Origin of the sequence: Spirillospora sp. NPDC052242, assembly GCF_040679555.1 — a bacterium.
Taxonomy (GTDB): Bacteria; Actinomycetota; Actinomycetes; order Streptosporangiales; family Streptosporangiaceae; genus Spirillospora.
The window spans coordinates 165,631-184,468 of record NZ_JBFAUZ010000011.1; the positions used below are offsets into that span (position 1 = coordinate 165,631).

General features: G+C 74.0%; 18 protein-coding genes. 12 read left to right on the forward strand and 6 right to left on the reverse strand.

The features are described 5' to 3' along the window. Positions 1 to 46 precede the first annotated feature (46 nt). Positions 47 to 934, forward strand: a complete 888-nt coding sequence (locus tag AB0L25_RS12000; protein WP_500171183.1) for a metal-dependent hydrolase — start codon at positions 47 to 49, stop codon at positions 932 to 934. A 77-nt stretch (positions 935 to 1,011) separates the two neighbouring features. Here the strand turns inward: AB0L25_RS12000 and AB0L25_RS12005 are convergent, their stop codons facing one another. Then, entirely contained in the window at positions 1,012 to 2,295 is a 1,284-nt protein-coding gene (locus AB0L25_RS12005; RefSeq protein ID WP_500171185.1) for a cytochrome P450, read from the reverse strand. A gap of 194 nt (positions 2,296 to 2,489) precedes the next feature. On the opposite strand from AB0L25_RS12005, the gene dut reads away from it, so the two are divergent. After that, a complete protein-coding gene (gene dut / locus AB0L25_RS12010) occupies positions 2,490 to 2,951 on the forward strand; it encodes a dUTP diphosphatase (RefSeq protein ID WP_378306190.1) in 462 nt (153 codons plus the stop codon). 17 nt (positions 2,952 to 2,968) lie between these two features. Next, positions 2,969 to 3,808, forward strand: a complete 840-nt coding sequence (locus AB0L25_RS12015) for a DUF3710 domain-containing protein (protein WP_500171187.1) — start codon at positions 2,969 to 2,971, stop codon at positions 3,806 to 3,808. 82 nt (positions 3,809 to 3,890) lie between these two features. Here AB0L25_RS12015 and AB0L25_RS12020 read toward each other — a convergent pair whose 3' ends face one another. Continuing rightward, positions 3,891 to 4,592 (reverse strand): PIG-L deacetylase family protein, encoded by a 702-nt coding sequence (locus tag AB0L25_RS12020; protein WP_500171189.1) that lies wholly within the window; start codon positions 4,590 to 4,592, stop codon positions 3,891 to 3,893. Between the two features lie 51 nt (positions 4,593 to 4,643). Between AB0L25_RS12020 and AB0L25_RS12025 the strand changes: the two genes are divergently transcribed. Then, the gene (locus tag AB0L25_RS12025; protein ID WP_500171190.1) at positions 4,644 to 8,675 is read left to right on the forward strand and encodes a HEAT repeat domain-containing protein; all 4,032 of its coding nucleotides are present in this window, start codon (positions 4,644 to 4,646) and stop codon (positions 8,673 to 8,675) included. On the opposite strand, the gene AB0L25_RS12030 is transcribed toward AB0L25_RS12025, so the two are convergent. Continuing rightward, positions 8,663 to 8,950, reverse strand: coding sequence for a hypothetical protein (locus AB0L25_RS12030; RefSeq protein ID WP_500171192.1), 288 nt, complete (start codon positions 8,948 to 8,950; stop codon positions 8,663 to 8,665). The genes AB0L25_RS12025 and AB0L25_RS12030 overlap by 13 nt on opposite strands. A 102-nt stretch (positions 8,951 to 9,052) precedes the next feature. On the opposite strand from AB0L25_RS12030, the gene AB0L25_RS12035 reads away from it, so the two are divergent. The 3 genes from AB0L25_RS12035 to AB0L25_RS12045 all read left to right on the forward strand — a co-directional run bounded on the left by AB0L25_RS12035 (position 9,053) and on the right by AB0L25_RS12045 (position 10,661). After that, positions 9,053 to 9,394, forward strand: a complete 342-nt coding sequence (locus AB0L25_RS12035; protein ID WP_500171194.1) for an SdpI family protein — start codon at positions 9,053 to 9,055, stop codon at positions 9,392 to 9,394. Between the two features lie 111 nt (positions 9,395 to 9,505). Beyond that, complete coding sequence (locus AB0L25_RS12040; protein ID WP_500171196.1) at positions 9,506 to 9,916, forward strand: OB-fold nucleic acid binding domain-containing protein; 411 nt, start codon at positions 9,506 to 9,508, stop codon at positions 9,914 to 9,916. A 31-nt stretch (positions 9,917 to 9,947) separates the two neighbouring features. Further along, positions 9,948 to 10,661, forward strand: coding sequence for a DUF3159 domain-containing protein (locus tag AB0L25_RS12045; protein WP_500171218.1), 714 nt, complete (start codon positions 9,948 to 9,950; stop codon positions 10,659 to 10,661). 2 nt (positions 10,662 to 10,663) lie between these two features. On the opposite strand, the gene AB0L25_RS12050 is transcribed toward AB0L25_RS12045, so the two are convergent. After that, positions 10,664 to 11,323 (reverse strand): potassium channel family protein, encoded by a 660-nt coding sequence (locus AB0L25_RS12050; RefSeq protein WP_026400658.1) that lies wholly within the window; start codon positions 11,321 to 11,323, stop codon positions 10,664 to 10,666. Next, positions 11,323 to 11,988 carry a potassium channel family protein gene (locus AB0L25_RS12055; protein WP_500171198.1) on the reverse strand — a complete coding sequence of 222 codons (666 nt, stop codon included), beginning with the start codon at positions 11,986 to 11,988 and terminating at the stop codon, positions 11,323 to 11,325. The genes AB0L25_RS12050 and AB0L25_RS12055 overlap by 1 nt, the downstream gene beginning before the upstream one ends. 267 nt (positions 11,989 to 12,255) lie before the next feature. Here AB0L25_RS12055 and AB0L25_RS12060 point away from each other — a divergent pair, with 267 nt between their 5' ends. From AB0L25_RS12060 to AB0L25_RS12070, 3 genes are read left to right on the forward strand one after another with little or no spacing between them, the layout of a single operon-like run. After that, positions 12,256 to 14,313 carry an APC family permease gene (locus tag AB0L25_RS12060; RefSeq protein WP_500171200.1) on the forward strand — a complete coding sequence of 686 codons (2,058 nt, stop codon included), beginning with the start codon at positions 12,256 to 12,258 and terminating at the stop codon, positions 14,311 to 14,313. Next, complete coding sequence (locus AB0L25_RS12065) at positions 14,306 to 15,655, forward strand: class I SAM-dependent RNA methyltransferase (RefSeq protein WP_500171202.1); 1,350 nt, start codon at positions 14,306 to 14,308, stop codon at positions 15,653 to 15,655. The genes AB0L25_RS12060 and AB0L25_RS12065 overlap by 8 nt, the downstream gene beginning before the upstream one ends. Positions 15,656 to 15,699: 44 nt before the next feature. After that, on the forward strand, positions 15,700 to 16,890 hold the full coding sequence (locus AB0L25_RS12070; RefSeq protein WP_500171203.1) for a GNAT family N-acetyltransferase: 1,191 nt from the start codon (positions 15,700 to 15,702) through the stop codon (positions 16,888 to 16,890). Here the strand turns inward: AB0L25_RS12070 and AB0L25_RS12075 are convergent. Continuing rightward, on the reverse strand, positions 16,887 to 17,906 hold the full coding sequence (locus tag AB0L25_RS12075; RefSeq protein WP_500171205.1) for a glycoside hydrolase domain-containing protein: 1,020 nt from the start codon (positions 17,904 to 17,906) through the stop codon (positions 16,887 to 16,889). The genes AB0L25_RS12070 and AB0L25_RS12075 overlap by 4 nt on opposite strands. Positions 17,907 to 18,145: 239 nt before the next feature. Here AB0L25_RS12075 and AB0L25_RS12080 point away from each other — a divergent pair, with 239 nt between their 5' ends. Together AB0L25_RS12080 and AB0L25_RS12085 are read left to right on the forward strand one after the other, a co-directional pair. Continuing rightward, positions 18,146 to 18,625, forward strand: a complete 480-nt coding sequence (locus AB0L25_RS12080) for a hypothetical protein (RefSeq protein WP_500171207.1) — start codon at positions 18,146 to 18,148, stop codon at positions 18,623 to 18,625. A 23-nt stretch (positions 18,626 to 18,648) separates the two neighbouring features. Further along, positions 18,649 to 18,838: hypothetical protein (locus AB0L25_RS12085; protein ID WP_500171209.1), on the forward strand; the 190-nt coding region annotated here is incomplete at its 3' end.

The following is an 18,838-nucleotide window of genomic DNA, read 5'->3' on the forward strand; positions in this document are numbered from 1 at the left end:
TATTAGACGGCACATCTAATTGTTGGGCGGGCCGGGGAGGACGCGCATGACCGAGATCGACGAGCGGCACCCCGACATCACCCCGCGGCGGGTGAAGTTCGACTGGGCGGACACGCCGCTGCACTGGATCCCCGGCGAGCCGGTCGCCACGCACTTCATCAACGTGCTCCACCTGCTGCTCCCCGCCGGGGAGCGCTGGTTCGTGCACGTCTACAAGCAGGCGCTGCCGCTCGTGGAGGACGACGAGCGCCTGTACCGGGAGGTCAAGGGGTTCATGGGCCAGGAGGCCGTGCACGCCTACTCCCACCAGGGCGTCCTCGACCGGCAGATGCGCGAGCAGGGCCTCGACCCGCGCCCGCTGACCCGCCGCATCGAGTGGCTGTTCAAGAGCCTGCTCGGCGACCGGCCGCCGATCCCCGGGCTGTCCCGGCGCCGCTGGCTGACGCTGCGGATCGGGATCATCGCGGGGATCGAGCACTACACCGCCGTCCTCGGCCAGTGGATCCTGGACGCCCGCGCGCTCGACGACGCCGGCGCCGATCCCACGATGCTGGACCTGCTGCGCTGGCACGGCGCCGAGGAGGTCGAGCACCGCTCCGTCGCGTTCGACGTGTACGACCACGTCGCGGGCGGATACGCGCAGCGGGTGCGCTCGTTCGCCATCGGCCTCGTCGCCATGCCGCTCGCGGTGTACGTCGGCGCCGCGTACCTGTGCCGTGCGGACCCGACCCTGCACGGCGTCCGGCCGCGCGTCCGCGACTACCGGCGGGCCGTGCGCCGCGGCCTGTTCCCGAGCAACCGGTTCATGATGGCCGCGGCCCGCACCTACCTGCGGCGCGACTACCACCCGTCCCGCGAGTGCTCCACGCGGCGGGCCGTCGAGTACCTGGCGACCTCGCCCGCCGCGCTCGCCGCCGGGCGCGGGACGTCCTGAGCCGCGGCGGTCCCGGGCGCCGTGACAACGCGCCCGCGACGTCCGGGACCGTCGCTCCGAACACTCCGGTGCGGGGCTCAGTAGGTGAACGGCAGGTGCTTGATGCCGTTGATGAAGTTCGAGTAGAGCCGGTCGGGCCGCCCGTTCGCCCGGATCTCGGGGACCCGCGTGAACAGCTCCCGGAACATCACCGTGATCTCCCGGCGGGCCAGGTTCGCGCCCAGGCAGAAGTGCGGGCCGGGCCCGCCGAACCCGACGTGCGGGTTCGGCGACCGGGTGATGTCGAAGACGTCGGGGTTCTCGAACACCGCGGCGTCCCGGTTGGCGGAGTTGTAGAACAGCAGGACCTTCTCGCCCGTCCGGTAGGTGTGGCCGTTCATCTCGTGGTCGCGGGTGACCGTGCGGCGCATCTGGATTACGGGCGTCGCCATCCGGACGATCTCCTCGACGGCGCCGGGGGCGTGCGCCTCGAAGTCCTCCAGCAGCAGGGCCCGCTGCTCGGGGTTGTCGGTGAGCAGCTTCAGGCCGTGCGACATCGCGTTCCGGGTCGTCTCGTTCCCGGCGACCACGAGCAGGATGAAGAACGACCCGATCTCCTTGTCGGTGAGCCGCTCGCCGTCCACCTCGGCGGTGACCAGCGCGGACATCAGGTCGTCGGCGGGGGTGCGGCGCCGCCGCCGGGCGAGCTTCATCGCCAGGTGGTTCAGCTCGTACGCGGCCGTCACCACGCGCACCAGGGCGTACAGCGCGCCGATGCGCGTGATCTCGCCCCGGAAGTCGCGGCCCGCGGTGTACTCGGGGTCGCCGATGCCCAGCAGCGTGTTCGTCCGGTCGAACACCATGGGCCGGACGGCCTCGGGGACGCCCACCATGTCGCAGATGACCGTCAGCGGGAGCCGCGCCGCGACATCGGTGACGAAGTCGCCGCCGGGCCCGCGCTCCAGGACGTCGTCCACGATCCGGGTCGCCGTCGCCTGGATATCGGTGTCCAGCTTCTCCAGGACCCGCGGAGTGAACGCGCGCGACACGATCCGCCGGATCTTGGCGTGCCGCGGATCGTCCATGTTGATCATCGAGCCGAGGTAGCGGGCGATGTACCCCGGCATGTCCGGGATGGTGGTGGAGGTGGGCTCGCTGCTGAACACCTGCGGCGTCCGGCTCGCCTCCACCACGTCCGCGTGCCGGGTGAGCGCCCAGTAGCCCGACCCCTGCTTGATGAACGGCAGGGCCAGCTCGGGGAAGAAGGCCGGGTGCTCCCGTTCCCGCAGCCGGGCGAACGCCGCCAGGCGCTCGCGCTGCGGCCGGGACCAGAACTCCAGGTCCGACAGGTCGGTCGCCGGGTCCAGCGTCGTCGTCGCCACTTCGCACCGTCCTTGGGGGGCTCGTCTCCGAACGGAGTTCGGTTTCCATGGAACCGAGGCCGCCCGGCGACGTCAAGGATCACTTACCCGGCCGGAGCCGTGTCGCGGCGGCGTTTCAGGGCGGGGACGGGTGCCCGGAGTCGGTATTGTCAGGTGGTTTCCGAGGCGGTCCGGCGCGAGCGAGAGGTGAACGGGTGGGCAAGGTCGACGTACTGATCAAGCGGCTCGATCCGGAGCTGCCGCTGCCCTCGTACGCGCACGCGGGCGACGCGGGGGCCGACCTCGTCGCCGCCGAGGACGTCGAACTGCCGCCGGGCGAGCGCGCGGTCGTCCCCACGGGGATCGCGATCGCCCTGCCGGACGGCTACGCCGCTTTCGTTCACCCGAGGTCCGGTTTGGGCGCTAGGTTGGGGGTGACCATAGTCAACGCACCCGGTACGGTCGATGCCGGCTATCGGGGTGAGATCAAGGTGACCCTGCTGAACACCGACCCCCGCGCCACGGTCCGGCTGCGGCGCGGCGACCGCATCGCGCAGATGGTCGTGCAGCGGGTGGAGACGGCGGTGTTCCACGAGGTCGCCGCCCTTCCCGGATCGGCGCGCGGAACCGGCGGGTTCGGCTCCACGGGTGGGTACTCCCACCCCGATGAAGGTTGAGAGAAGGAGTGTGAGTCGTGGCTTTTGGACGTCGCCGACGGGCCGAGGAGGGCCGTGCGGAGCCCGAGGTGACCGAGGAGCCGGCGCAGCAGGACGCCGAGGACGTCGCCGAGGAGGCCACCGCCGAGGCCGAGGCCGAGTCCGGTTCGGGAGGTCCCTGGGACTCCGAGGACTCCTTCCCCGAGATGCAGCGGCTCGACTTCGGGTCCCTGCGGGTGCCCGTCGCGCCCGGCCTCGGGTTCCAGGTGAACTTTGAGGCGACCCGGGTCGACGATCAGGGCAAGCCGCTCGACGGCCGCCCCGTCGCCGTCCTGGTGCAGCACCAGGAGAGCGCGATGCAGCTCCAGGTCTTCGCCGCGCCGAAGCGCAGCGGCATCTGGGACGACGTGCGCGCCGAGACCGCCAAGGACATCCAGGAGCAGGCGAAGGGGCAGACCCAGGAGGGCGACGGCCCGTTCGGGGCCGAGCTGCTCGCGATGGTGCCCGCCGCGCTGACCGAGGACGTCCTCGCGGAGATGCCGCCGGAGGTCCGCGAGCAGATCCCCGCCGAGTTCGTCGAGCAGGGCTGGGCGCCGCAGATCATCCGCTTCCTCGGTGTGGACGGCCCGCGCTGGTTCCTGCAGGCGGTCGTGCAGGGCGCCGCCATCGAGGACGAGGAGCAGTGGCAGGTGCTCGAGGACGTGCTGCGCGGCGTGGTCGTCGTGCGCGGCGACGCCCCGATGCCGCCGCGCGAACTCCTGGAGCTGCAGATTCCGAAGGAGTTCAGCGAGTCCCAGGAGGACGCGCAGGGCGAGGAGCCCGCCGAGCAGGAGTTCAAGCCGTTCGAGCGCGGCCCCGAGATCACCGAGGTGCGCTGACCCGTTCCCGCCCGGCCGCCCGACGCGCGGCCGGGCGACGCGTGGCCGTCCGGTCCCCGCGTCCCGGACGGCCGTGCCCGGATCAGGTCTCGATCAGCTCGAACGGCATCGCGTGCGCCACGCCGACGGCCCGTCCGGTCGGCTCCGCCATGCCGGTGAGGAACGCGGCGGCGTCGAAGTCCGCGCCCAGGTTCGAGAAGTACACCTCGTGGGCCCGCAGCGACGCGATGCCCTTCTCCAGATGGCCGGTGACGTCCACGTAGTGCCCGGCCTCCGGCGACCCGCCGAACAGCGCGAACCGCACCCCCTGCCACGGCTCCAGGCCGAGGTCCCGGAAGACCCACCGGTTGGCGGCGTCCCGGATCGCGTCGGCGACCGCGAGCCCGAGGACCCGGTGGTCGGCCATGTTGAACCCGCCGCCCGGGAACGACTCCCGGTAGTTGACCGAGATCACCACCTCCGGACGGTGCCGCCGGATCGCCGCCGCCAGGAGGCGCCGCAGCGGCAGCCCGTACTCGAGCACCCCGTCCTGGAGGTCGAGGAACTCGACGGTCTCCACGCCGACGATCCGGGCCGCCTCGATCTGCTCGACCGTCCGGATGCGGGCGACCTCGTCCGGATCCATCCCGTCGATGCCGGCCTCGCCGCGCGTGGCGAGGACCTCCGTCACCGTCTTGCCCTGGGCCGTCCATTTGGCGACGGCCGTCGAGCCCCCGTACTCCAGGTCGTCGGGGTGCGCGACGATCGCGAGGGCCCGTTCCCAGTCCTCAGGTACCGCTTCCATGCCCCTCATAATTCCCGAGCGTCGCACGGTGACGACGCCTAGGATCGCGCAGTGACCGAAACGGCGATGTATGTCCGGATCCAACGGTTGCGTGGCGCGCTCGCCGCCCGACCCGCCGTGATCCGGGACGAACCGGCCGGGGAGCCGCTGTACCAGGCCGTCCGCGGGCTGGCCGCCGGCGCCGTCGCGGACCCCGGCCGCCTCGCCCGGGAGCTGGCCGCCCGGCCCGACCCCGTCCTGCGCGCCGAGGCGTTCCGGCTCGTCCGGGAGGCCCTGCACGCCGGCCTGCTGCCGCCCGCCCCGGCGCGCGCGCTCGTCGCGGACCTCGCCGCCGACGTCCCCGCCGCGCTGCGCGAACTCGCCGAACCCTGGGCCGTCCTGGACCCCCTGCCGCGCGGCCGCGTCCTCCGCCGCCTGGAGGCCGGGCCGGACGCCGCCGCGATCGAGGTCGCGGCCCGGCACGGCCATCGCGACCTCGTGCGGGACGCCGCCGCCGACCCCGCCCGGGCCCCCGCGACGCGGCGGCGGGCGCTCGAACTGCTCGGCGACCTCGCGACCCGCGACGACGTCCCCGACCTGCTCGCGCTCGCCTGCACGGACCCGGAACTGCTCGCGGCCCCCGCCGTCGCGTGCCTGACCGGCCTGCACCGGCGCGGCCACTTCCCGCGGGACCGCGACGTCCCGTCCGTGGTCCGCCTCGCGCTCGCCGACCGGCGGGTCCCCGCCGAGGACGTCGCGATCCTCCTGTACACCGCGCGCCACGCCGCCCTGGCGGAACTGACCCGTCCGGACGGCGACGTGGCGCGGCGGCTCGAACTCCTGGTCGCGCTCGACGCCCAGGGCGCCCCCGGCCTGGACGCGGGCGGCGCCGTCACCGCCCTCGCGCGCCGCGCCGCCGACCCCGTCCCGTACCTGCGGGCCCTGCGCGACCTGCGGCACGTCCCGGCCGAGGAGACGGTCCTCGAACTGCTGCCCGGCGCGCCCGCCGCCGCCCTCGACGCCCTCGAGGCCGTCGGTGGCGCCCGCACCGCCGACGCCCTGTGGACGGGCCTCGGCCTCGACGGCGGCGACATCGCCCCTCACCTGCGGCCGCACCGCCACCGCGCCCTCGAGATCCTCTGGCATCTCACCGCCGACCCCGCCCGCCGCCGCGCGATCCTCGACCGGCTCGACCCCCGCGACCTGCCCCGCCGCGTCGCCGACGACCTCGGCGGCCCCGACCCGCGCGAACTCGCCGTCCTCGCCGCGCACCCCGACCCCGACGACCCCGCGGACGCGCTGTGCCGCCTCGCCCGCAACGGCGACGCGACGACCCTCCCCGCCATCGCCGACCTCCTCCTGCGCGTCGTCTCCGACCTGGCCGCCGCCGGGGGCGACGGCCCCGAGCCCGCCGTCCCGTCCGACGTCGTGGACGCCCTCCACGGCCTCGGCGGGCGGCTGTACCGGCGCGGCGCGATCCGTCCCCGCTGCCTGCTGGACGCCACGACGGAACGCGAGGCCGGACACGGACTCGTCACCGACCTCGCCCTCGACCTCCTCGACCGTCCGGGCCTCGCCCCCGCCGAGCAGGCGATCCTGCTCGACCTCCCGTGCGGCGGCTGCGGGCGCCCCGTCCGCGCCCGGGTGCACCGGCTGCTGCGGCACCGGGACCCGCACGTCCGCAAGAAGGCGATCAAGACGCTCGCCGGGTCGGACGCCCGCGCGCTCTCCGCGAGCCTGATCCCGCTGACCCGTGCCGAGGACCCGCAGACCGTCCGGCAGGCCCTCCTCGCGCTGGAGGAGGCGAACGCGACGTGGGCCGTCCCGGCGATCGCCGCCTGCCTCGACCACCCGAACATGAACGTGAAGAAGACGGCCGCCGGTGCGCTGTCCGCCGTGCGCGCGCCCCAGGCCGTCCCCGCCCTCCTGTCCTGGCTGGCCCGCCACGACAACCCCGGCCTCCGCGACGCCCTCATCGGCGCCCTGCGCGCGACCCTGCACGGCGCGTTCGCCGCGACCGTCCGGGCGGCGGCCGACGGGACGGACGACGCCCGCGCCCGCACCCGCCTGCTGTCGGCCCTCCGGACCACGAGCGAGCACCCGGCCGCGTGGCTCGCCGAACACGGCTGGGCGCCCGAGGTCGCCCGCCGCGCCGTGACGGCCCCGCCGCCGCCCCGGGCCGCCGACACGTCCGCACTCCGCGCGATGCTGCCGCACTGGCTCGACCTCGCCGCGTCCGCCGATCCCGGCGCGTCCGTCCTCCGGTTCGTCCTCGCCCTCTGCACGCCCCCGTGGACGGACGCCGAACTCGCGTGCTTCGCGAGGTCCGCGCGCCCCCTCGTCGACGCCCTCCCGAACCTCGACGGGGGCGCCCGGACCCGTCTGCTCGACCTGCTCGACGCGGTGATCCCCCGCACGGGCCCCACCGGCCGCCGCGCCCTCGCCGCCCGCCTGCACGCCCAGCCCCCGAGCCGCGACGTGTTCGTCCTCCTGCACCGCTGCGGCGATGCCCCGACCCGCGACGAACTCCACCGAGCCCTCGCAGCCGCCCGCCACGGCGACGACCCCGCGGAAGCCGAGACCGCCCTCCTGCACGAAGCGCTCGCCCGTCCGGCCCCGACCGCCCCGAGAGCGCCACGCCCGTCCCTCGACGCACCGGCCGACCTTGTGGCGAGGCTGCGCGAGGCCGTCCGCTCGGCCACCGCCGTCCGGCGCCTGCGCGCCGCCGCCGGGTGTCCGGAGGACGGCGCCACCCGGGAGACGCCGACCGGTGTCACAGAGGCGCCCGCCCCCGGGGGACCGGCGCCGGCGCGGTCGTCGCGGGAGTGGCTGGGCGCGTTGATCGAGGTCTTCCCGGCGGCGGCCCCCGAGGCGCGGGACGAGCTGGTCGGCTGGATGCTCGACCTCCAGCCGCTCGGCGTCCCGTCCTGGACGATCGGCGAGGAGGCCCGGCGGGCGCCCGAGGAGCGGACGCCGCGCCCGGACGACCTCGACCAGCCGTGGTCGGCGGCCCGGCGCGCACGTCTGCTGCGCATGCTGGCGGACGGGACGCCGGAGCAGCGCACGACCGCCGCGAGGCTCCTCCTGGACCGCCCCGAGCCTGGCGCACGGCTCCCCGTCCTGCGCGCCTACCTGGCCGGACGCCTCGACATCGAGGTCACGCCCCAACTCGCCGGCACCCTCCTGCACCTTCCGGGGCAAGGGACGGACGCCGCCCTGGCGGACGCCGCGGGGCTTGAACGGTTCGTGCGAGTCGTGGGGTGTTTGGACGCGGACGGGATCGGCGGGTTCGTTCCCGTGCTCGTCGAGGCGTGGGAGCACGGCGGGGCGGCGGTGCGGGCGGGTGCCCGGGCGGCGTTGCGGCGCGCGTCCGCCGATCTCGTGGCCGAGGCGATCGCGGGGCGGGTCGAGGCGGGGGAGTGGGGGATGCTCGACCTCGTCGCCGGACGCCCGGTGCTGCGGACGCCCGTGCTCACGAAGGCGATCGAGCGGCTCGAGGCCGAGGGACGGGACGATCTCGCGGGGGCGGTCGACCTCGTCGACGGGCCGTTCCGCGCGCCCGGCGCCGCCGAGCGCGACGCCGAGGCGCTCGCCGGGCTGCGCGAGCGGCGGGACCCGCCGCCCGAGCCGACGCGGGCCGAGCTGTTCGCGCAGGCGCGCGAGGGCGCACCTCCGGACGTCCGGCGCGCGCTCGCCCGGCTCGTGGACGGCGCCCGGACGCCCGACCCCGAGCTGGCGGAGCTGCTCGCCGGGCTGCTGGGCCACCGGGAACGCAAGATCAGGCTGCAGGCGCTCCGGGCGGCGCGGCGGATCATGCCCCGGGAGGAGTACCTGGACCGGACGGTCGGGCTGCTGGAGGATCGCGACTCCGATGTGGTCCTGACGGCGATCCGGACGCTGGCCCACGCGGAGTGGGCGCCCGCGGTCCCGGGCCTCGTCGCGTTGCTGGACCATGCGCGGCCGGTGGTCGCGCGGGACGCGCGGTCCGCGCTCGTCCGGCTGGGCGAGCGGGCGATCCCGGCCCTGCGGCACGCCGAGGGCCGGGCCCGTCCCGACCGGCGCCGGATCTACGCGGGGGTCATCGACCGCATTCAGGACGAGTAGTCGCGCCGATCGGGGTGCCCTTCCCCTATGTCCTGCTCTTCCAGCTCGTGGAGGTCCCACACCAGGACGCCCGGACCGGAATCCGAAGGCCACACCTCGACGATCGCCGGCAGGCGGCCGCTCTCCGTGCGGTGCGGGGGCGTCAGCCCGAGCGTGACCGCGAACTCGGCGAGCCGGGACGAATCGGCGCCCGCCTCCCAGCGCCGGCGCAACCGCGCCAGCTTCTCGGGATCGCCGGTGACCGGGAAGTACTCGATCTCGTCGCTCGTCTCCACGCCGGTTGGAGTGCCGCACCGGCCGACCGGTTCCGTGCGCGCGGATTCCCGCGTCGGGTGCATCCGGGACAATTAGTGATAATCGTGACGGAAGGGGACTGCATGGAGATCGTCGGCGAACTCGTCATCGTGGCGGCCGGGGTGCTGGTCATCGTGATCGGCAGGCTCACCGCGACCGGGCGGATCGGCCGGAACCCGTTCGCGGGCATCCGCACCAAGCGCACCATGGCCGACGCCGAGTCCTGGAGGATCGTGCACCGGGGCGCCCAGCCGTGGACGATCGCCGCCGGGGCCGTGCTCGCCCTCGTGGGGCTGATCGCGCTGGTCGTCCCGGACGAGGCGGCGTCCGCGATCGTCATCGGGGTCGGCACCGGCCTCGCGATCGTGCTCACGCTGCTCGGCACCTTCACCGGCCTCCGCGCGCTGAACGAACGCACCCTGTGAACGGGGCGCCGCGCGGTCGGCGGTAGCGGAAGGGAATGGTTCATTCCTCCTCTGGAGGTTCACTCGGCCGCGGGGGTCCGATTCGCCCCGGGATGCCATACGCTTCGACATATGGACGAGGTTTCGGCCCGCACACCGGAGGCCGCGCAGGAGCGCGGCCGGGGCGGGCTCAAGCGCTTCCTGCGCCGGATGGCGGCGGGCAAGGCGGAACTCGAGGCCGAGGAGCTGCGCAAGGAGCGCGGCGACGAGGGCGCGACGCCGATCACCGACTGCGGCTCGCGCAAGCGGCACTGCGTGGCGGGTACCCTACGTACCGTGACGCTGCGTCCGCGCGGCGGCGCCCCCGCCCTGGAGGCCGAACTGTACGACGGGACCGACGTGATCACGCTGGTCTGGCTCGGCCGCCGCAAGATCGCCGGGATCGACCCCGGCCGCCGGCTCCGCGCCGAGGGGCTGGTCAGCATCCAGGACGGGCGCAAGACGATGTTCAATCCGCGTTACGAGCTGCGCGGCGGTTCGTGAGGCCGCCGCGGCCGGGAGACACGTGAGCGAAGTGCGAGCGGGCCGGGACGGCGCCGCCGAGACCCCCGAGACCCCCGAGGCCCCGGAGGCGGAGGCGAAGCCGCGCGCCGCCCACGACACCGTCGAGGCGGCCGTGCGGGCGCAGCTGAGCAAGGCGCTCGGGGGCGTGCGCGGCATGCTGGAGGCCGCCGCCCCGGTCACCGCGTTCACCCTGACGTTCGTGCTGCTGGACGAGGTCAGGACGGCGGTCTTCGCGGGGATCGGCGCGGCCGTGGTGCTGCTGCTCGTGCGGATCGCGCAGCGGTCCAACCCGCAGTTCGTCCTCAACAGCCTGCTGGGCATCGCGATCGCGGCGTTCTTCGCGCTGCGGTCGGGCGACGCCGAGGACGCGTTCCTGCCCGGGATCATGCTGAACGCCGCCTACGCGGTGGGCCTGACGTTCTCGATCCTCGTCCGGTGGCCCGCGGTCGGGTTCATCATCGGCTCGGTCACCGGCGACCCCACGGCCTGGCGGTCCGACCCCGGCATCGTGAAGCTGTGCTCCCGGCTGACGTGGCTGCTGGTGCTGCCGTGCGTGCTGCGCGTCGCCGTCCAGTACCCGATCTACGTCGCGGCGGGCGACCAGAGCGGCCTGCTCGGCGCCGCGAAGATCGGGATGGGCTGGCCGCTGCAGGTCGCCTCGCTCGCCGCGATGGTGTGGCTGCTCGCCCGGGGACGCACGCCGATCGAGCGCCCCCGGGCCTGACGTCAGCGGCCGCCGAGCAGTTCGGCGAGATCGTCCTCGACGTCCTGGCTCGCGACGAACATCAGCTCGTCGCCCGGTTCGAGGGTGTCGTCGGCGGACGGCACCAGCACCCGGCCCTCGCGCAGGATCGCCACCAGCGCGGTGTCGCGCGGCCAGTCCACCGACCCGACCCGCTGGCCGCCGAGCGGCGCGTCCTCCGGCAGGGTCAGCTCCACCAGGTTCGCCTCGCCCTGCCGGAACGTCATCAGCCGCACCAGGTCGCCGACGCTGACGGCCTCCTCGACGAGCGCCGACAGCAGCCGCGGCGTGGACACGGCCACGTCCACGCCCCACGACTCGTTGAACAGCCACTCGTTGTTCGGGTGGTTGATGCGGGCCACCACCCGCGGCACCCCGTACTCGGTCTTCGCGAGCAGCGACACCACCAGGTTGACCTTGTCGTCCCCGGACGACGCCACCACCACCTGGCAGCGTTCGAGGGCCGCGTCGTCCAGCGCGGAGATCTCGCAGGCGTCCGCCAGCAGCCACTCGGCGCGCGGCACCATCTCCACTTTGATGGCCTTGGGGCTCTTGTCGATCAGGAGCACTTCGTGCCCGTTCTCCAGCAGCTCCTGCGCGATGGACCGGCCCACCGCGCCCGCCCCGGCGATCGCGACCCGCATCAGGCGTCCTCCCCGTCCCGCGCCGCCACCGCGGCGTTGATCCGCTCCAGGTCGTCCGCGGCCGCCATGATGTGCACGACGTCGCCGTCCTGGACGACCGTGTCGCCCGCGGGCACGAGCGCCTCGCCCATCCGCGACAGGAACGCCACCCGGGTGCGGGCGTGCTCCTCCAGCGCCGCGACCTTCTCGCCGACCCACAGCTCCCCGGCCTCCAGCTCGGCGAGGACGACCGCGCCGGTCGGGTCGCGCCACAGCGGTTCGGCGCCCTCGGGCAGCAGGCGGCGCAGGATCTGGTCGGCGGTCCACCGGACGGTCGCGACGGTCGGGATCCCGAGCCGCTGGTAGACCTCGGCGCGGCGCGGGTCGTAGATGCGGGCGACGACGTTGTCGACACCGAACGTCTCGCGCGCCACCCGGGCGGAGATGATGTTGGAGTTGTCGCCGCTGCTGACGGCCACGAACGCGGACGCGCGCTCGATGCCCGCCTCGGCGATCACATCGCGGTCGAACCCGAACCCGGTGATCCGGCGCCCCCGGAACCCGCTGCGCAGCCGGCGGAACGCCTCCGGGTTCTGGTCGATGATGGCCACCGAGTGGCCCCTCTCCTCCAGGATGTGGGCGAGCGTCGAGCCGACCCGCCCGCATCCCATGATCACGATATGCACGGCCGTTCCTTCTGTTCACCAGGGGACACGCCCCCTGCACCCCCGCCCGGTGGACGGCAATCGCCGCTGCGCCGCCGGCGCCGTGCCGCACCTCGAGGATCGCTTCCTCACTGAATGATCCCTGCCGGACGGCAAACCTACACATCCGCCCGGTGGAGTACTACCCGGGCGGGGCTTCCGGCAGGTCACGGCGTGTTCGCCTCCGGTTCCACGGCCGGGCGGGGGCCACCGGAACGAGGTGACCCGCAGCGGCTAGAGTCTCGTTGCGTGTCGAAGGCTCCTGACCTCGCGAAGCGGTTACTGCTGGGCCGCGCCCTGCAGAGCAGGCAGCAGCACGAGCAGCTGCTGCCCAAGCGCCTCGCGCTCCCCGTCTTCGCCAGCGACGCGCTGTCGTCGGTGGCGTACGCGCCCCAGGAGATCCTGCTCGCCCTCGGGGCGGGCGGCCTGGTCATGTACGGCTACACCCCGTGGGTCGCGGCGGGCGTCATCGTCATCCTGCTCACGGTCGTGGCCTCCTACCGGCAGAACGTCCGGGCCTACCAGAGCGGCGGCGGCGACTTCGAGGTCGCCACCACCAACCTGGGCGGGAACTGGGGCGTCGTCGTCGCCAGCGCGCTGCTGGTCGACTACGTCCTGACGGTCGCGGTGTCGGTGTCGTCCGGCGTGGAGAACCTCGGGGCGCTGCTGGAGTTCATCCGCCCGCACGAGGTCGCCGTCGCGATCGGCATCGTCGTCCTGCTGACGATCGGGAACCTGCGCGGCCTGCGGGAGGCGGGCGTCGCGTTCGCCATCCCCACCTACCTGTTCATGTTCGCCGTGTTCGGGATGCTGCTGTGGGGCTCCATGCGGCTCATCACCGGCACCGAGCTGCGCGCCGAGTCCGCCGACTACGAGCTCGTCGGCGCCGAGACGGGCGTCGCCGGGTTCGCGCTGATCTTCCTGCTGCTGCGCGCGTTCTCCTCCGGCTGCGCCGCCCTCACCGGCGTCGAGGCGATCAGCAACGGCGTCCCCGCGTTCCGCAAGCCCAAGGGCGACAACGCCGCCAGGACCCTGCTCATGCTCGGCCTCATCGGGGCGACGCTGTTCGGCGGCGTGACCGCGTTCGCGTTCGTCACCGACGCCAAGTTCGCCGAGGGCGACCAGGACGTCCGCATGGTCGACCCGTCCACCGGCGAGACGATCGAGCACCCCGACCCCGTCATCGCGCAGGTCGCCGACACCGTCTTCAGCAACTTCACGCCCGGGTTCGTGCTGGTCACCACGATGACCGCGCTGATCCTGTTCCTCGCGGCCAACACCGCGTTCAACGGCTTCCCCGTCCTCGGGTCGGTGCTCGCGCAGAACCGGTACCTGCCGCGCCAGCTCCACACCCGCGGCGACCGGCTCGCCTACAGCAACGGCATCATCATCCTGGCGGCCATGGCCGGGCTGCTGATCTACGCCTACGACGCGTCCGTCAGCAAGCTGATCCCGCTGTACACCGTCGGCGTGTTCGTCTCGTTCACGGTCAGCCAGATCGGCATGGTCAAGCACTGGAACCGGCTGCTCGCCGCCGAGAAGGACCCCGTGCGGCGCCGCCACATGAAGACGTCCCGCGGCATCAACGCGTTCGGCGCCACCCTCACCGGCATCGTCCTGATCGTCGTGCTGTCCACCAAGTTCATGCTCGGCGCCTACATCGTGTGCATCGCGATGCCGCTGCTGTTCCTGCTGATGAAGGCGATCCGCAAGCACTACGACCGGGTCGCCGAGGAGCTCGTGCCGTCCGGCGAGGACGTCGCGCTGCCCGCCCGCAACCACGCGATCGTCCTCGTGTCCACCATCCACAAGCCGACGCTGCGGGCCCTCGCGTACGCCCGCGCGACGCGCCCGTCCACGCTCGAGGCCGTCACCGTCGCGGTGGACGCCGGGGAGTCGCGCCGCCTGCAGGCCGAGTGGGACGCCCTCGACATCCCCGTCACCCTGAAGATCCTCGACTCGCCGTACCGGGAGATCACCCGGCCCGTGCTGTCGTACGTGAAGGGCGTCCGCCGCAAGAGCCCCCGCGACGTCGTCACCGTCTTCATCCCCGAGTACGTCGTCGGCCACTGGTGGGAGCACCTCCTGCACAACCAGAGCGCGCTGCGGCTCAAGGGCCGGTTGCTGTTCCAGCAGGGCGTGATGGTGACGAGCGTCCCCTGGCAGCTGCGCTCGTCCGACCGGCTCAAGGGACGCGTCGAACCGCCGGGGCCCGGATCGTCGCGGCGCCCGCCGCGTCCCGCCGCACCGACCTCGACGCGGACCGGGCAACCCCCGGGCGACGGTAGTGTGTCCGACCGTGAGTGAAACGGAGCCCGAGGTCCCCGACGTCCTCGAACTGCAGGTCGGCGACGTCGCCAACGGCGGATTCTGCGTCGCCCGGTACGAGGGCCGCGTGGTCTTCGTCCGGCACGCCCTGCCGGGCGAGCGGGTGCGGGCCCGCGTCACCGAGCGCGCCAAGAACTACCTGCGCGCCGACGCCGTCGACATCATTGAGGCGTCCCCGGACCGGGTCGAGCCGCCGTGCCCGTTCGCGGGGCCCGGCCGCTGCGGCGGCTGCGACTGGCAGCACGCCTCCCTCCCGGCCCAGCGCGCGCTGAAGGCGTCCGTCGTCGAGGAGCAGCTGCGCCGCCTCGCGGGGATCACCCGCACGGTCGTCGTCGAAGAGGTCCCGTACCCGGTGGACGGCGACGTCGTGCCGCCGCCCGGCCTCGGCTGGCGCACCCGCGTGCAGTTCGCCGTGTCCGGCGGCACCGTCGGCCTGCGCAAGCACCGCTCGCACGACATCGAGCCGATCGACGAGTGCCTGATCGCGCACCCCGGCGTCGAGCTGATGGGCATCGAGCGCAAGCGCTGGCCCGGCGCGTCCGGCGTCGAGGGCGTCGTGTCCGCCACCACCGGCGACCGCCTCGTCGTCCTGCGGGGCCGCGACCGCCGCAAGATCCGGGTGCCGCGCCTCGACCTGCCCGTCCGGCTCGTCCGCGGCAAGCCCGAACCCGGCGCGACCCTCCCGTACGTCCGCGAGTCCGTCTCCGGCCGGTTGTTCCAGGTCAGCGGCAGCGGCTTCTGGCAGGTGCACCCGGGCGCCGCGCAGCTGCTCGCCGACGCCGTCCTGGACGCCCTCGAGCCCAAGCCCGGCGACATCGCCCTCGACCTGTACTGCGGCGTCGGCCTGTTCGCCGGCGTCCTCGCCGACCGGATCGGCCGGGACGGCCTCGTCGTCGGCGTCGAGTCCGACGGGCAGGCCGTCCGCGACGCCCGGTTCAACCTGCGCGACCTGCCGAACGTGTCGATCGAGCGCGGCCCCGTCGAGGAGATCATCGCCGAGCTGGAGTTCGGCCGCGCCGACGCCTCGTCCCGCACGCAGAACAAGCGCGGCGGCGCCGGCCACCAGGGCGGCGCCCGCGTGCGCCGCGCCGACCTGGTCGTCCTCGACCCGCCCCGCACCGGCGCGGGCCGCGACGTCGTCGAGCACGTCACCCGGCTCGCCGGCCGCAAGATCGCCTACGTGTCCTGCGACCCCGCGACCCTGGCCCGCGACCTCGCCTACTTCGGCGAACGCGGCTGGACCCTCGACACCCTCCGCGCCTTCGACGCGTTCCCGATGACCCGCCACGTGGAGCTCCTGGCCACCCTCGTCCGCGGCTGACCCGAGCGGAAAACCGGTCGCGGGGGGCGCATAGCGTGGGTCCCGTGATCGAACTCAGGAACGTTCCCCAGGACGACGCCGACCGCATGCTCGACCTCGCCGCGACCGCGTTCCACTTCCGGCTCACCGACCGCGACTCCATGCGCGACTGGGTGGCGCGGATGGAGCGCATCGGGGCCTACGACATCACCGGGTCCGAGCCGGACGTCCTCGCCGGGCAACTGGGCGTCGTGCCGCAGCGGCTCTCGGTGCCGGGAGGGGCGCTGGACTGCGCGGCCGTCACGTTCGTCGCGGTGCTGCCCACGCACCGGCGGCGCGGGATCCTCAGCTCGATGATCGACCGGATGCTCGCGGACACGGCGGACGCCGGGCGGCCCGTGGCGGCGCTGTGGGCGTCCGAGGGACCGATCTACGGACGGTACGGGTTCGGGGTCGCGAACCGCAGGATCGGGTTCGAGGTCGACACGTCCGGGCCGCTGGCGCTCCGCACCGTCCCGGACGACCGTCCGCTGCGGCTGCTCGACCGGGACCGGGCCCCGGACGTCCTCGGCCCGCTGTACGAGCGGGAGCTGGCGCGGCGGCCGGGCGGGCTGGCGCGCGACGCGTGGTGGTGGCTCGAGCGGACCGTCGCGCCCGTCGACCACGGGAACCCGCGGTTCACCGAGCCGAAGATCGTCGTGCATCCGGAGGGGTACGCCGTCTACCGGACGCACGAGCGGACCGTCCGGCTGTACGACATGGCGGCCGGGACGCCGCGGGTCGAGGCGGCGCTCTGGAGGTACCTCGCGTCGATCGACCTGACGCGCACGATCGTCGCGCCGGAGCGGCCGGTGGACGACCTCCTGCTCCACATGGCCGCCGACCCCGACCAGGTCGCGGTGACGCGGGACGCGGCGGCGCTGTGGCTCCGGCTGGTGGACGTCCCCGGGGCGCTGCGCGCCCGGTCGTGGGCCGCGGAGGACGCGTTCGTCCTGGACGTCGCGGACGCGCGGCTCCCCGGCAACCGGGGCCGCTGGCGGCTCGGCACGGGGGAGCGGCCGGACTGCGCGCGCACGGACGCCGCGCCCGACCTCGCGCTGGACGTCGCCGACCTCGCCGCCGTGTACCTCGGCGGCACGCGGGTGAGCACGCTGGTGCGGGTGGGGGCCGTCGTGGAGCACACGCCGGGCGCCGCCGACCGCCTCGACGCGGCCCTCGCGGTGCCGTTCGCCCCCTACACCGGCGACAACTTCTAGGTTCGCCAGAACAGCAGCTTGGCGCTGCCGCCGGTCAGGGTGGCCTCGGCGGCGCCGTGCTGGACGACCTGGAACCGGACGCGGCGGCCGTCGGCGACGGTGTCGGCGGGCAGCGAGTACAGGACGTGGACGTCGCCGCGGGACGCCGTCAGCTCGTGGACGGGACCGGCGTCGAACTCGGCGGCGTCGTCCTCGCGCACCTCGATCGCGCGGGCCTGCAGGAGGGTGCCGGGGGAGACGCCGGTGATCGTGACGGACGCGGTCAGCGCGAAGCGGGCGGGGCCGTTCAGGACGCTCGGGGCGTCGCGGTGCCCGTGCCGGTCGCCGGCGTCGGTGTAGTCGACGTTCCAGTTCACGGTCGTCCACGTGGCGGGCGGGAGCGGCTGGGCGGCGGTCGCGCCGACCGACACGTAGCCGGGGGCGTCGGGCGACCCCCCGACGAGCCACTGCCCGTAGTCGTCGGCGACCGCGCGGTTGTAGTCGACCGACACGTTGTTGAGCGTGTGCCCGTTGCTGTACTGCCGCAGTTGCGCGCGCTCGTCCCACCGGCCGCCCGACCACGCGTACGTCTGCCACCCATAGGCGATCTTGCCGGCGTCGAAGGCGCGGCCGACCGGCCCGTACCCGCCGTACATCCCGGTCCGGTCGCGGCCGAGGACGGACGCGACGCCGTCGAAGTACGCGTCGATCTCGGGCTGCTGGTCGGCGGACGCGTCGAAGTCGACGGCGAAGTAGACGGGCCGGTCGCCGGGCATCCCGCAGCCGGCGGCCTGGGCGGCGGCGTCGCGGGCGTCGGCCGCGCCGGCGGCCCGGCCGTCCAGCGCCCGGGCGGCGCTGGTCTCCCAGACGACGACGAGCCGGATGCCGGCGGCGGACAGCGCCTCCGCCTCTTCCCGGGTCAGGTTCTTGCCGGTCCTGTCGTGCGACACGTAGCGGCAGGCGAAGTTCGCCCCGGCGCTCTTGAGCGCGGCGACGCCGGGACGGCCCCAGGCGTAGTCGACGCCGAAGACGGCCATGTGGCCCCTCCAGGGGTGCGTGAGCACTGAGTCAACGATGGATTCAAGGGATTCAACAGTTCGATTCAACAGGGTCCGTCCGTTTCGTCGCAGCCTAATCCGGAGGTTGGTCGCCGGTAAGGGGTGTCGCCCGGCCATGTCGCTGACGGTGACGACACGCCGTCCCGACGCTAGGCGCCCGGACGGTGATCGCCTACAACGGAGCTGATCATGCAGGTTCGCAGGTCAGGGGGAACATCGTGAGCAAGTTCAGGGGGCTCGTGGCGGTGCTGGCGGCGGTGCCGCTGGCGGCGGCCGCGCCGGTGCCGGCGGAGGCCGGGCCGAAGCCGCAGAAGAAGCGCAGCGTGGCGCTCGGGACGGACGCGCCCGCGCGGGAGGTCGCGCCCGGCGGCACGTACACGTGGTCGTTCACGATCACGCCGCGGGGCGGGCGGAAGGCGGCCCGGGCGGAGTTCCGGACGACGCTGCCCGCGGCGCTGGAGTTCGTGTCCGGGAAGGGGTGCGAGGCCGAGAAGCGGAAGGTCGTCTGCGACCTCGGGAAGGTGAAGCCGGGGCGGAAGGCCGAGGGGTCCTTCCGGGCGAAGGTGTCGGCGCGGGCGGTGCCGAAGCGCGAGATCGCGGCGCGCGGCGTCGTGACCTGGGGGAAGGTGCGCGCCGCCCGGGACTTCCCGGCGGTCCGGGTCGCCGCGGCGTCCCGCGTGGAGGCCGCGACTCTTTAAGTCCGCTTTCGCCGCGCCCTGTTGTGATCGTCCCCGTCGGGTCCGGACGGGCCCGGGACGAACGGAGGGACGAGCATGACGCTCACCAGGCGCATCAAGATCACGTTGGTGGCGGCGGGTTCTACATGATCGGCGTCGCCGGCGGCCTCCAGGCCACCGTCCTGCAGTTCGGCGGCGCCCTCGGCACGTCCGTCCTGGTCTCCCTCATCGGCA

Coding starts and splice junctions, on each gene's coding strand:
- AB0L25_RS12000 (WP_500171183.1), top strand. CDS start 47: ATGACCGAGATCGACGAGCGGCACCCCGACATCACCCCGCGGCGGGTG.
- AB0L25_RS12020 (WP_500171189.1), bottom strand. CDS start 4,592: ATGGAAGCGGTACCTGAGGACTGGGAACGGGCCCTCGCGATCGTCGCG.
- AB0L25_RS12035 (WP_500171194.1), top strand. CDS start 9,053: ATGGAGATCGTCGGCGAACTCGTCATCGTGGCGGCCGGGGTGCTGGTC.
- AB0L25_RS12040 (WP_500171196.1), top strand. CDS start 9,506: ATGGACGAGGTTTCGGCCCGCACACCGGAGGCCGCGCAGGAGCGCGGC.
- AB0L25_RS12050 (WP_026400658.1), bottom strand. CDS start 11,323: ATGCGGGTCGCGATCGCCGGGGCGGGCGCGGTGGGCCGGTCCATCGCG.
- AB0L25_RS12075 (WP_500171205.1), bottom strand. CDS start 17,906: ATGGCCGTCTTCGGCGTCGACTACGCCTGGGGCCGTCCCGGCGTCGCC.